The following is a 13,143-nucleotide window of genomic DNA, read 5'->3' as shown; positions in this document are numbered from 1 at the left end:
AAATCTGCTGTTTATTTAGATAGGTAGAGAAATTTAAACTTTTGTTACATTTTTAAAAGCTTCATACTTTGTATTTTTACCCCCAAATATTAAAAAATGAGTAATTTTTACCCGCTAAAAATAAAGGAAATAATTCGTGAAACTTCCCAGGCGGTGAGTTTATCTTTCGATATTCCTGAAAACTTGAAAGAAGAGTTCAAATTCAAGGCCGGGCAGTATATCACTATTAAATATGATGCTGAAAACGGGGAAGTAAGAAGAGCCTATTCTCTTTGTTCTGCTCCTGCTTCTGAAGATTTTAAAGTAACCGTTAAAGAAGTCGAAGGAGGTAGCTTTTCAGTGATCGCAAATAATAAACTTACAGCCGGAGATATTCTGGAGGTGCATCCACCGGAAGGAAAATTTGTTTTCGAACCTGGTAATTCCGCTAACGATTATGCAGCTTTTGCAGCGGGAAGCGGAATCACGCCGGTACTTTCCATTATTAAAACTGTATTGGAACAGGAACCTGAAAGTCGGTTTGTGTTAACCTACGGAAATAGATCTGTAGACGATACCATCTTTTTTAAGGAGCTACTGGAATTGCAATCTAAGTTTCCGGAAAGGCTTTTCGTAGAGTTTATTTACAGCCGTACGCGCGAAGAAAATGCGCAATTTGGAAGAATCGAAACAAGCACTGTAAACTATATCCTGAAGAATAAATTCAAGGATCATAATTTCGAAACATTCTATCTATGCGGACCCAAAGAAATGATCGATCAAGTTACTGAAGTATTGAAGAAGAATTATGTTCGTGATGAGCAGATCAAATTCGAGTTGTTCACAAGCACTTCAGAAGAAAAAGTGATTGAGGGAGATACTGATGGAAAAACTTCAGTAACCATTGTTGTCGATGATGAAGAGTATAGCTTTTCTATGGATCGTAAAGATGTAGTGCTTGATGTTGCTCTGGAAGAAGATATTGATGTGCCATATTCCTGCCAGGGCGGGATCTGCAGTAGCTGTATGGCTCGAATTACTGAAGGTAAAGCTGAAATGAGCAAAAACCAGATCTTAACAGATGCAGAGATCGAGGAAGGTTTTATACTTACCTGCCAGGCGCATCCAACTACTTCTACACTAAAAGTAGATTTTGATGATGTTTAAGAATTATTCAGCTGCTGCTGAATTTTAGATATTACCACTTCCGGAGGAATGCTGCGCATGACATCTTCGTAGCCCTCCGGAACTTTATTGCCATAAGCCGAAGTTGGTATTTTCGGATATTTTTCAAGATCCGGTAAGATGCAATTCTCCATAGGCTGATTAAAAGCAGCAAACCCCATGTAAGGATGGGTGACGCCCCAGATACTTAGAACCGGAATACCGAATATCGCTGCAATATGAGCATTTCCACTATCCATGGATAACATCATGTCAAGGTTAGAGATAAGGCTTAGTTCTTCTGCAAACCTCAACTTACCAACCACACTCACAAAATTTTCAAATTTGGATTCCCATTCTTCCAGCTGTTTCTTTTCAGTTTCCCCTCCTCCGAACAGGAAGATTTTAGTATTTGTTTCCGAAGAAAGCCTGGAGATTACTTGTTCCATGAGATCTACCGGATAAAATTTTGAACTATGCTGGGCAAATGGTGCGATTCCGAGCCATTTTACTTTTTTCCGTTTGCCAGTAACATCAGAAATTCTGGGAAGTATTTCCCTCCTTGCAGCAGGTGTGTAATTGGAAAGATCTATCGGGTATCCAAGTTTCTCAAAAACATCAGCATAACGTTGATGTGTTGTTTTCAACTGTTTAAAAATCTTATTGGTCTCGCGTGTGAGAGCTTTCTTTTCAGCTCTGCCCTTATCTATTTGTTCGAAAGGAATTCCGTAGAAATAAAAAACCGAACGTAAAACATTAGTTCTAAGTACATCATGAAGATCTGCGACCATATCGATCTCCTCATCACGAAGTTCCCGGGCCAGGGTACCAAGCCCCAGAACACCTTCGTGAACGCCATCTACATCTGCCTCGTAGAGACGCACATTTGGTAAATGACTGAACAGCGGAAAAAAGAAAGATCGTGTAAGTACCGTAATTGTAAGCCGTGGATAGGTCCTAACCAGAATGCTCAAAACAGGAACCACCATCGCCACATCTCCCATGGCAGAAAGACGAATCACCAACAGATGTTTATTTTCTGAAGTTGATGGATGCTGATTGCTATTCTGATCTTTCATGTCTACTTATTACCTCTTAGAACAGGATTAAGCTCATCGTCATTATACATCTTCATTTGCTTATACACCTTCATATATTTTTCACCTTTTTCGATATCTTCCAGAAGCTGATTGATCGCCGTAGAAAGGTCTACACGTTGCTCCAGAAGTATATCCAACTTGGCTTTACAGGCCATCTGGTGCTTTTCTGAAGCATCTGTACGCTGGGCTTCTTCATTCATATGATAGATCTTCAGCGCCAGAATAGACAAACGATCGATCGCCCATGCCGGACTTTCAGAATTGATCGTAGCATCTGTATTTGCCTTTACATCCTTATATTTTTCAAGAAAGTAACTATCAATATACTCCACAGTATCTGTTCTATCCTGGTTAGAAGCATCGATCTTACGCTTTAAAGTCAGTGCCGCGACAGGGTCAATATTCTGGTCACGAATAATATCTTCATAATGCCATTGAACGGTATCTATCCAGCATTTTCTGAAAAGTAAATGTTCCAGAAGATTCTTTTCAGCATCATAAGGATTTTTGAAATCCTGTTCTACGCTATCTTTCTCATGATAGAGTTCGATCACTTCTCTAAAAATAGTATTGGCTTTATCTGAAAACATAAAGTTGTTTTTAATATAAATTGAATGCGAATTGGCCTGAAATGCTCAGGTTTTGCAAAGATATTATTTTTATAAAGAGATTCCGGTGAATCTGAAGGAAATGGTTTAACCCAGAAAAACCAGGACAAATGGCATAAGAATTAGCACAGCCAGTAGTATTTCCTTGAATATGCGATCTTTCTTGCTATCAAAATAGTTAGAAGCAATGATACTAAGAGGTACAAAGAAAAATATAAGTTCACTTCCGTTTTTAGTTGGTGCGAAGATCGCAACAGCAATAGAAATAACCAGGCAGAACAGGATCATGCTTAATACCGGTCTTCTGGTAATACTTGCCTTCTGTATCGCACTGAAATATTGAATAAGTGTCCAGAAAAGCAAGCCCAGAATGATACTTAATGGAACTAATATCGACGCTACATTGTAACGACTAAAGTCGAAATTACTGGTCTGAAACCAGTCATTCAACGTATAGAACTCGTCATAAGCGAGCAGATGAAAAGTTACCGTCAGGATGGCTACCGCAAGAAAAGCTACAAAAGGTACCAGCCAGTTCTTGAAAGCTGAAGCAAAATTAAGAATCGCGAAAAATATAAGCAGAAAGAACAGTACCGACCAGAAGTTATAAAGGGTAGCAATGGTGATCCAGAAAGTTGCATCAAAGATCTTTTGCTGTACGAATTTGTGGGATTTGAGACTAATGATTCTACGTAAGGCCAGCAGGATGCAAAGATTGGAAATGATTACCGGCGTATTGGCCAGAAGTTCACTAAAACTGATCGCGAAAATTGCAAAAAGCAGGGTTTTATACGCACTACGCTTAGTTAGTTCATTTTTCTTTGCGATAAAATTGAGCACGAACAAGCTTAGAACAAGTAAGCCTAAAACACCTATCTTTTGCAGTAAATCCAGTATCTCGAAACCATTTTCCCAGTGAAAAAAGTTCACGCCGGTATAAAAGATTACCAGCAGCATAACGATCACCGTGAGGTTAATAGGTTTGGATTTGCTAAAAAAGCTTGTTAGCATTAGTAGTTTTTATATTTTTGTAGTCACAATTAATGATACCATCATGAAAGATTTTTTTGAAGGAATAGAAGATTTGTTTGGGTTACTCCTGGCTCCATTAGACGAATTAAGAGCTTTGGAACTTGATTCCTGGTTTCTTGCCAATGGATTGAACTGGATCTTTATGGCTATAGGTTTTCTTGCTTTTCTTTACTGGATGAAGCAGCTAAAATCCTTTAACGATAATAACGAAGAAAACAGAGAATCTACTTCACATTCATTCTTAGGATAGGTCAAAACCTAAATCCTTTCTAAAATACATCTTATCAAATTGCAACAATTCTGCACTTTGGTAAGATTTTTTTAGTGCCTGTTTGTAATCATCCCCAAAGGAACTTACCGCAATTACGCGGCCTCCATTAGTTACAATTCCTTCTTCAGTTCTACTCGTTCCTGCATGGAATACCAGAGAATCTTTAACTTTTTCCAATCCTGTGATAGGCTTCCCTTTTTCATAAGATTCCGGATAACCTCCAGATACCAGCATCACTGTTGTCGCAGACCGTTCATCGATTTCAAGACTTGCAGTATTTAGTTCACCTTTCCAGGTAGATTCCATTAATGCAACCAGATCAGACTTTATTCTTGGTAATACGACTTCAGTTTCAGGATCACCCATTCTAACATTATACTCGATCACATAAGGCTCATCGCCTACTTTGATCAAACCTATAAATACAAATCCTTTGTAATCGATATTATCAGCCTTAAGACCATTCACCGTTGGTTTTACGATACGGTCCTCGATCTTTTTCATTAGGGTTTCATCTGCAAAAGGTACAGGTGAGATTGCCCCCATACCACCGGTATTAAGGCCGGTATCCCCCTCGCCTATTCTTTTATAATCTTTTGCCGTTGGAAGGATCTTATAATTCTCACCATCGGTTAGTACAAATACGCTTAATTCGATCCCATCCAGGAATTCTTCGATCACCACCTTCTGACTAGCCGCACCAAACTTCCCTGAAAGCATGTTTTCCAGTTCCTTTTTAGCTTCATCCAGATCTTCAATAATAAGCACTCCCTTGCCTGCAGCCAAACCATCGGCTTTTAACACGTACGGAGGTTTTAAAGTTTCCAGAAAACGTTTCCCTGCCTGTAAACTTTCAAAACTGAAACTCTCATAGGCAGCAGTAGGAATATTGTAGAGAGCCATAAATTCCTTGGCCCGTTCCTTACTACCTTCCAGTAAAGCTCCGCGTTGAGAAGGCCCGATCATTTGAATATGTTTTAATTGATCATTATTCTTAAAGAAATCCACGATTCCTTTGACTAGAGGATCTTCCGGTCCAACCACGATCATATCAATATTCTTATCTAGGGCAACTTTTCCTACCTGTGCAAAATCAATCGGATTGATATCCAGGTTTTCTGCAATTGCTGCTGTGCCGGCATTCCCGGGTCCTACATAAAGTTTATCGCATAGATCACTTTGGGCAATCTTCCAGGCAAAAGTATGCTCGCGTCCACCGGAACCAAGAATGAGAATATTCATAGCTTCAAATTTTAATTGTTGCATCAAAAATAAATGTTTGTACATTGAAGCACCAATAAATTCGTTAAAAAAGCGCTTCTACACTTGGATTGGTTCAGATTATCTTTACAACTCAATAAATTCCCTATTCAGCGGGCTCAGAAAAAACTCGAGGAGATTAAGAACATCCCCGAAGCCGAATATGAGAAGTATCAATACCGGCAGAGAAATCTATTGCTGGACTATCATATTCAGCATAACGATTTTTACCGCGACTTTTTTAAATGGGAAGGTTTTGACGATTGGAGCAAAGTCCCGATCATGAAAAAATCTGATCTGCAACAACCGCTCAAGGACAGGTTAAGTTCTACGTATACGACGAAGTCGGCTTATGTAGGGAAAACTTCCGGAAGCAGTGGACATCCATTTATATTTGCCAAGAACAGGTTTGCTCATGCCTTGAGCTGGGCTGGTTTTCAGGATCGCTACTCCTGGTATGGGATCGATCTTAACACCTCGTTACAGGCCAGGTTCTACGGAATCCCTCTTGATTTCTTCGGAAATGTGCAGGAACGACTGAAGGACAGAATAAGCCTGAGGCGGAGGTTCAATATCTTTGATCTTAGTGAACAAAAAATGGAATCTTTTCTGGAAAGATTTAAAAAGGCAGATTTCAATTATCTGAATGGTTACACCAGTGCCATCCTGCTATTCGCAAAATTTTTAAAGGATCGCGAAATCCTGCTGAAGGATCTTTGTCCAAGTCTTAAAATATGCATTGTAACTTCTGAAAGACTCTTTGAAAAAGATAAAGAACTGATAGAAAATGTTCTGGGAGTTCCGGTGATCAATGAATACGGAGCCAGCGAAGTTGGCCTTATTGCTTTCGAGGACCCTAACCATCAATGGATCGTAAATTCTGAAGATCTTTATGTGGAGATTCTCGATGAAAATGACAGGATACTGCCCTATGGTGAGGAAGGCCGGATTGTGATCACTGCACTATATAACTATGCTCACCCAATGATACGCTACGATATTGGGGATACAGGATCTTTATCTACTAAAAGCAGCAGAAAAAAGCCTGTTCTTGAAAAATTAGTGGGTCGTACGAATGATATTGCCCGCTTACCAGATGGGAAAGTAGTTCCAGGACTAACTTTCTATTATGTCACGAAAACCATTATAGAAGACAGCGGAAACATAAGAGAATTTGTCATTACTCAAACCAGCCAGGATACGTTTCATATAGATTATGTGAGCGATATCGAACTTTCGGAAATTCAGAAAAAAGGTATTATGAAGGCGATCGAAATGTATGTGGGAAAAGATCTGAAGATCGGTTTTCAGAAAAATGAGATATTGAAACGTACTAAAAGCGGGAAACTAAAACAATTTACCTCGCTTATTCAATAGTTAATTTCTGTTTCGATTTTACGAAGAATTGCTCATTCAGGAAAATAAGCATTTTTTTAAGCGATGCTCTTCGGCCAAAGCCCGCAAGCCGGTAAACCTTGTAATTATATTTCAGCATTTCCAGTTTATTTCCTGAAATGGAATTCTTCCGAAGTCTATAATAGGCTAGTGATTCCCAGATTCCTTCCATAGGTCCACCTTCTTCAATAACTCTTAACCACATTGCCCAGTCCTGGCGCTTCCGAAGGTTTGGAGCATAGATCTTTCCTAACAGTCCAGCATTATAAATCCCAGTTAAGTTCCCAACATAATTTGCTTTGAGCAATCTTTGATGACTCAACACTGGTAAGGCCTGGATGATAAGATTGCTTTTTTTGCCAGATTCATGCATCAACTGGTAACTGGAGAAACAAGCCGCGACATTGGCTTTGGACAGAACTTCTAGCTGCCTCATAAGCTTATTTTCCTTCCAGAGGTCATCTGCATCCAGAAATGCGATAAACTGTCCCTCTGCAGCTTCAATCGCTTTGTTGCGGGAGTACGCAGTTCCTTTATTCGCCGAATTGGTAAAAACCCTGATTCTATTTTCTTCGGAATTGAATTTCTGCAGGATCTGTGCAGTGGAATCATTGGAGGCGTCATTTACAATAAGCAGTTCCCAGTTATGGTAAGTCTGGGAAATTACAGAACGAATTGCATCGGCAATGTAAGCTTCACTATTGTAAGCAGGCATTATGACAGACACCAGTCCCTCCTTCATTCTATCGTCTAATATGTGCTGAAAAATCTTTGTGCTCTCTCTTATCCAGTTCCTCTTTACTCATACTCCGGAAGTGGTCATAAGTTATCTTCATACCCTCACTCCTTGAGACTTGAGGTTCCCAGCCCAGAATTTCCTTCGCTCTCGTAATATCGGGTTGGCGTTGCATTGGATCATCCTGCGGCAGCTCCTGAAAAATAATCTTCTGATCTGTTCCGGTTAGTTTAATGATCTCTTTTGCAAAATCAAGGATTGTGATCTCATCAGGATTTCCAATATTTACGGGATTGGAATAGTCACTAAGTAAAAGTCGGTAAATACCTTCTACCTGATCATCAACAAAGCAGAAAGAACGAGTTTGCGAACCATCTCCAAAGACGGTAAGGTCCTCTCCCCTCAATGCCTGACCAATAAAAGCTGGAATCACTCGACCATCATTTAGTCGCATACGCGGGCCATATGTGTTAAAAATTCTCGCGATCCTTGTTTCCAGTCCGTGAAACCTATGATACGCCATGGTAATGGATTCCTGAAAACGTTTAGCTTCATCATAAACTCCTCGAGGGCCTATCGTGTTCACATTCCCGTAATAATCTTCACTTTGCGGATGTACCAAAGGATCTCCATAAACTTCAGAAGTGGAAGCAATAAGAATTCTGGCATTTTTTTCCTTTGCCAGGCCAAGACAGTGATGGGTTCCAAAGGAACCAACCTTCAAGGTTTGTATAGGAATCTTTAAATAATCTATAGGACTCGCCGGAGAGGCAAAGTGTAATATGTAATCAAGGTCTCCAGCGACATGAACGAATTTAGTAATATCATGATGATGAAATTCGAAATTCTTTTCCTTGATGAGATGTTCAATATTTTTGAGATCACCAGTAATAAGATTATCCATTCCAATAACAGAATAACCTTCCCTGATAAAACGGTCACATAAATGAGATCCTAAAAATCCCGCTGCCCCCGTAATTAGTATTCTTTTAGCCATATTCTCGTTTTAAACAACCTCATCGATCAAGTCCCGCAGACTGTTCCTCCAGTCCCTGATTTCACCGAACTCTTGTATTGCTTTTTCCTTGGAAAGCACACTATATTCTGGTCTTTGAGCCAAGGTCTTAAAAAATCCTGTTTTATTCAGAACTACTTGGTCTATTTTTCTGGAATAATTCAATATTTCTTCGGCAAAATCATACCATGTAGCCTGTCCCAGATTACTAAAATGATAAATGCCTGTTGCAGACGAATTTTTCTGAATGCCATCCAGAACATACATGGCCAGGTCGTTGGCGTTGGTTGGAGTACCAAGCTGCGTGGTAGTAATATTTAAGGTCGCTTTTTCAGCAGCTTTTTTTAAGATCGTACAAAAGAAATTATGTCCAAATTCTGAATACAACCAACTCGTTCTGAAGATCAAATGATTATCAAGAACTTCAGCGATCTGTCTCTCTCCCGCTAATTTGGATGCCCCATAAACATTAATAGGATTTACCTCATCGGTTTCCAGGTATGCTTCTGTTTTGCTTCCGTCGAAAACATAATCGGTTGAGAAATGGATCATTTTAATCTGATTTTCGGCACAAACTTCTGCAAGTTTACCTGCCGCTTCAGCATTGATCTGGAATGCTTTCTCTTTCTCAGATTCTGCTTTTTCCACATTGGTATAAGCGGCAGCATTAATGCAGAAATCGTAAGATCGCGAAGAGAATAGCCTTTCTACTTCAGCAAAATTGCTAATATCCAGCTCTTTCGAGCTTTTGAAATCAAAGTTAAAATCGGGGTATTTTTTTCTATGCTTTCTAAAACATGAGCCTAACTGACCATTTGCACCGGTTACCAGGATATTCTTCAAAATACATCTTTTAGAAATGGAAGCTCTTTGTCTTTATCTGATAAGATCATTTGATCCTCAGGAAAATTCCAGTCGATATTGAGATCGGGATCATTGTATCTAATTCCGGCTTCAGAGCCCGGAGTATAATAATGATCACATTTATAAGCAAAAACAGAACGTTTGGAAAGCGTTACAAAGCCGTGTCCAAAACCTTTCGGGACGTAAAGCTGAAACAAATTCTCATCGTCCAGTATGACTGAAAAAGTCTTTTTAAAACTCGGAGAATCTGGTCGTAAATCTACCACCACGTCCAAAACCTTCCCGTGGATCACTCTTACGATCTTAGTTTGAGCGAATTCTCCCTGTTGATAATGCAGACCCCGTAAGACACCATAATGCGACATGGATTGATTATCCTGAACAAATTCAGCATCAATACCACTAAATTCTGCAAGTCTCCTGCGATGATAGGTCTCCAGAAATAAACCGCGATGATCTTCAAACATAGTAGGTTTGATGAGCAGGCAATCTTTTAGCGGAGTTTTTTCAATTTGCATAAACGATTTTTAGGAGTTGAAGATCTGTTCCAGGATCTTTTCAGTAATAAGATAGGTTGGTTTTACTCCAGATGTTCCCAGTCCTCCAGAAGCAAGTGTGCTTCCAGTCTCCAATGGATTATCTGATGCGTAATAAGCATATCTTACCTGAACATCTTCATCAATACTTCCTCGTAACCTGGAAGCTGCCTGTATCGCCTTTTGATAATGCGCACCTTCCATTTCCAGTCCACAAACGTTCCATGTAGAATCATGGAAGAATCTTAGAATATCCTTATTCTGCAGTGATGTTCCCAGTACAGTGATCATTGCTCCGTCTACCACGCTAATTCCCTGGCCTTCGAGATCAGATTTCTTTAATTGATTTTCAAAAGGATAATTATCTGCTGTTCCTTCAAATAAATGGGCATCAGGAATCATAATATCTCCCTTTCCACCTTCAAGAATTCCGGCTTTCCCCATGATGGAAACCGACTTCACGTTGAGTTTGATCTCTTTTCCGTCGTTATCAAAAGGCTTAAGCAATTCATCCATAGTTTCATAGGCCTGCTCACCAAATGCGTAGTCCATGACCACTAGTACCGGTTTTTCTGAAAGATCTATATCAGTAAATTTATCGGTTTGGAAACCACCTTCAAGTTGCGCAGTATCAAAGATCTGCACATCGATATTCGTTCCGCTTTTATCTTCAAGAAAAGTCATCCCGTTGTCCAGAGCAAACTTGGTGATCTTGGTTCTAAGGTTCCCATTGCCACTATCACTTAGTTCTTCGTAAATATCAAGGGGTTTTTTCTTTTTCAATTCTGCTTTGAAAGCACATGGAGTATACAAGGTGTTCATCACACTGTGCATATTCGCAGAGATAATATGAATTGGTCTTTTAATAAGTTCTTCTTTGGTAAGAAAACTCTTTATATCATTCGCCCAGACTTCTCCGTGAATGTGATGTCCCAGTCTTTCCCGCAGCACAGGACTAAAAGTGATGATTCTTTTTTCATTCTGAACCGCTTCCTTGATCGCCATTTTTCCCAGTGACCAGATCACTCTAAGAAATCTATCCGGATTGTCTGGTGTGCTGAATTTAGGATAAAGTTTATTGATATCTGAAAATGTTCTTCCCAGGATACTGGCGGTATGGGTAAGAGCTATCTCTCGCTGTGATTGTGTGAGGGGATCTTTCTGGGTTACTGCAAAATCCAGCTTTTCCCAATCCCGGTTCACGCTCCCGTCTTCATCAATAATCACTCTTTTCATGATCTTATGCGACTCTATAAAAAGAAAAGTAAGATGCGTAAGTATATCATAGATCTCTGAGCGACCACGAGTGATCTCAATGTTCATTTGCTCATCATCGATCCTGTAGCAGTTTCTACGTCTTTTAGGCGGTATAATAGGTTTGAAATGCGAATTCCCATAACCTTCATCACTCGTTAGGTTTATAAATCTGCATTCTTCGATACCGTGTGGTAATCGATCTATAACGTATAGCAAACCTTCCAGTTCTGCTTTTTCGTTCGCGATAGATCCATAAATCTCAGGACGTAGTGTAAGTAAGGATTCCCTTAAAGTTTCTCCGGAAACACCCATAGGCTTATAAAAACCACGGTTGAAAAGGTGTCTCATCGTGATATACATTCGTTCAATTGCTCCTGAACTTTCCTGAGCTCTTGTTCTTCCCTGTAACTTTAATATTGACATAGTTCTGTTTTATATAATCTCGTTTAATTTATCAGCAATCTTCCTGTCGTTGGATAATCTTGGCAGTTTATTCTGTCCACCAAGCTTTCCAATGGATTTCATGTATTGCTGAAATGTATTTGGTGGTAATTTAGTGATCTTGAGCCTTTGAAGAATACTTCCATCTATAAGATCCTTATAATATGAATTCTGCTGTTGCATCTCTTTATCAATAACTCCAGCAAAATGATCTAAATCCTGCGGTTCTTTTTCGAATTCTATGAACCATTCGTGGTATGGTAATTCATCATTATCCGGGCTAATTTGTGGTGCTACCGTAAACTCGCTAATAGCAGCCTGCGTATCTTTTACTGCTTCCTGCAAGGCCTCTTCCACTTCTTTAGCGATCACATGTTCTCCAAAAGCTGAAATAAAATGCTTGATCCTTCCGGATACTATGACTCTATATGGCTCTACTGAAGTGAACTGTATCGTATCACCAATATTATATGCCCATAGACCAGCGGTAGAACTTATGATCATGACATAGTTCACCCCAATCTGTACATCCTTCAGAAGCAGACGTGTTGCGTTTTCTTCAAAGAATTTATCTGCTTCAATGAATTCATAAAAAATCCCTGAGTCCAGCTGAAGCAGCATTCCATGAACATTCTGCTTATCCTGAAATGCAAAAAAACCTTCCGAAGCAGGGTATAATTCAATACTATCCACCCTTCTGCCAATCAATTTTTCGAATTTGGCGCGATAAGGTTCGTAATTAACTCCGCCATAAATGAACAGGTCAAAATTTGGAAAAATATTACCTACCTTTTTGTCGGTCTTATCGATCAATCGTTCAAAATACATTTGCACCCAGGATGGAATCCCACTGATAACCGACATATCTTCCTGTACAGTTTCCTCTACGATCGCATCCACCTTGGTTTCCCAATCGTCGATACAATTAGTTTCCCAGGAAGGCATTCTGTTCTTTTGAAGATAGCCTGGAACATAATGCGCCACAATACCCGATAACCTGCCTAGTTTCACTCCGTTTTTCTCTTGTAACTCTGGACTTCCCTGCAGAAATATCATCTTACCATCCACGAACTTACTATTCCCGGTATCATGGATATAGCATAAAATAGCATTTCTGGCAGCTTCTATATGCGTAGGCATACTGTCTTTGGTTAGCGGAATATATTTAGCTCCACTGGTGGTTCCTGAAGTTTTCGCGTAATACAAAGGTTTTCCGGGCCATAATACATCCTCTTCTCCGGAAACCATCAGGTCCATATAATTCTTCAACTCTTCATAATCTCTTACCGGAACCTGTTTTATAAAATCCTGATGACTGTTGATATTCTGAAAATGGTGATCCCTACCGAATTTAGTATTTGCTCCTTTTTTCAATAATTGCTGAAAAACTTTCTCCTGAGTATCATGAGGATTCTCAGCCCATTTATTCATTTTTTTTCTAACATAGGAAGCAAAGATCCCGGCAGCAAAAGATTTTATAGACAT

Annotated in this window: 13 protein-coding genes; 3 read left to right on the top strand and 10 right to left on the bottom strand. The window is 39.5% G+C overall.

What is annotated here, in order from left to right; genetic code table 11:
- Nucleotides 1-96 precede the first annotated feature (96 nt).
- Nucleotides 97-1,146 carry a 2Fe-2S iron-sulfur cluster-binding protein gene (locus ABVM50_RS04530; RefSeq protein ID WP_405200161.1) on the top strand — a complete coding sequence of 350 codons (1,050 nt, stop codon included), beginning with the start codon at nt 97-99 and terminating at the stop codon, nt 1,144-1,146.
- Here ABVM50_RS04530 and ABVM50_RS04525 read toward each other — a convergent pair.
- From ABVM50_RS04525 to ABVM50_RS04515, 3 genes are all read right to left on the bottom strand, one after another.
- The gene (locus ABVM50_RS04525) at nt 1,143-2,222 is read right to left on the bottom strand and encodes a glycosyltransferase family 9 protein (protein ID WP_405200160.1); all 1,080 of its coding nucleotides are present in this window, start codon (nt 2,220-2,222) and stop codon (nt 1,143-1,145) included. The two genes, ABVM50_RS04530 and ABVM50_RS04525, sit on opposite strands and share 4 nt — an antisense overlap.
- A 2-nt stretch (nt 2,223-2,224) precedes the next feature.
- Nucleotides 2,225-2,833 carry a DUF4254 domain-containing protein gene (locus ABVM50_RS04520; protein WP_141876446.1) on the bottom strand — a complete coding sequence of 203 codons (609 nt, stop codon included), beginning with the start codon at nt 2,831-2,833 and terminating at the stop codon, nt 2,225-2,227.
- Nucleotides 2,834-2,938: 105 nt separating this feature from the next.
- Nucleotides 2,939-3,862 (bottom strand): DUF6427 family protein, encoded by a 924-nt coding sequence (locus tag ABVM50_RS04515; RefSeq protein WP_405200159.1) that lies wholly within the window; start codon nt 3,860-3,862, stop codon nt 2,939-2,941.
- Nucleotides 3,863-3,905: 43 nt separating this feature from the next.
- Between ABVM50_RS04515 and ABVM50_RS04510 the strand changes: the two genes are divergently transcribed.
- Nucleotides 3,906-4,133 carry a DUF6341 family protein gene (locus ABVM50_RS04510; protein WP_141876444.1) on the top strand — a complete coding sequence of 76 codons (228 nt, stop codon included), beginning with the start codon at nt 3,906-3,908 and terminating at the stop codon, nt 4,131-4,133.
- Here the strand turns inward: ABVM50_RS04510 and purD are convergent.
- Entirely contained in the window at nt 4,125-5,396 is a 1,272-nt protein-coding gene (gene purD, locus ABVM50_RS04505) for a phosphoribosylamine--glycine ligase (RefSeq protein ID WP_405200158.1), read from the bottom strand. The two genes, ABVM50_RS04510 and purD, sit on opposite strands and share 9 nt — an antisense overlap.
- Nucleotides 5,397-5,480: 84 nt before the next feature.
- Here purD and ABVM50_RS04500 point away from each other — a divergent pair, with 84 nt between their 5' ends.
- On the top strand, nt 5,481-6,791 hold the full coding sequence (locus tag ABVM50_RS04500; protein ID WP_405200157.1) for a phenylacetate--CoA ligase family protein: 1,311 nt from the start codon (nt 5,481-5,483) through the stop codon (nt 6,789-6,791).
- Here ABVM50_RS04500 and ABVM50_RS04495 read toward each other — a convergent pair.
- From ABVM50_RS04495 to ABVM50_RS04470, 6 genes are read right to left on the bottom strand one after another with little or no spacing between them, the layout of a single operon-like run.
- The gene (locus tag ABVM50_RS04495; protein WP_405200156.1) at nt 6,781-7,551 is read right to left on the bottom strand and encodes a glycosyltransferase family 2 protein; all 771 of its coding nucleotides are present in this window, start codon (nt 7,549-7,551) and stop codon (nt 6,781-6,783) included. The two genes, ABVM50_RS04500 and ABVM50_RS04495, sit on opposite strands and share 11 nt — an antisense overlap.
- 1 nt (nt 7,552) lies before the next feature.
- The gene (locus ABVM50_RS04490) at nt 7,553-8,542 is read right to left on the bottom strand and encodes a UDP-glucuronic acid decarboxylase family protein (RefSeq protein ID WP_405200155.1); all 990 of its coding nucleotides are present in this window, start codon (nt 8,540-8,542) and stop codon (nt 7,553-7,555) included.
- A 9-nt stretch (nt 8,543-8,551) separates the two neighbouring features.
- Nucleotides 8,552-9,403 carry a dTDP-4-dehydrorhamnose reductase gene (gene rfbD, locus ABVM50_RS04485; protein WP_405200154.1) on the bottom strand — a complete coding sequence of 284 codons (852 nt, stop codon included), beginning with the start codon at nt 9,401-9,403 and terminating at the stop codon, nt 8,552-8,554.
- Entirely contained in the window at nt 9,400-9,942 is a 543-nt protein-coding gene (gene rfbC, locus ABVM50_RS04480) for a dTDP-4-dehydrorhamnose 3,5-epimerase (RefSeq protein WP_405200153.1), read from the bottom strand. Before rfbC ends, rfbD begins: the two co-directional genes overlap by 4 nt.
- Before the next feature lie 9 nt (nt 9,943-9,951).
- Nucleotides 9,952-11,640 carry a DUF6909 family protein gene (locus ABVM50_RS04475; protein ID WP_405200152.1) on the bottom strand — a complete coding sequence of 563 codons (1,689 nt, stop codon included), beginning with the start codon at nt 11,638-11,640 and terminating at the stop codon, nt 9,952-9,954.
- Nucleotides 11,641-11,649: 9 nt separating this feature from the next.
- Nucleotides 11,650-13,143 carry a GH3 auxin-responsive promoter family protein gene (locus tag ABVM50_RS04470; RefSeq protein WP_405200151.1) on the bottom strand — a complete coding sequence of 498 codons (1,494 nt, stop codon included), beginning with the start codon at nt 13,141-13,143 and terminating at the stop codon, nt 11,650-11,652.

It is taken from the genome of Christiangramia sp. LLG6405-1 (genome assembly GCF_045055805.1).
GTDB lineage: Bacteria > Bacteroidota > Bacteroidia > Flavobacteriales > Flavobacteriaceae > Christiangramia.
This window is presented reverse-complemented; position numbering and strand designations above follow the sequence as displayed.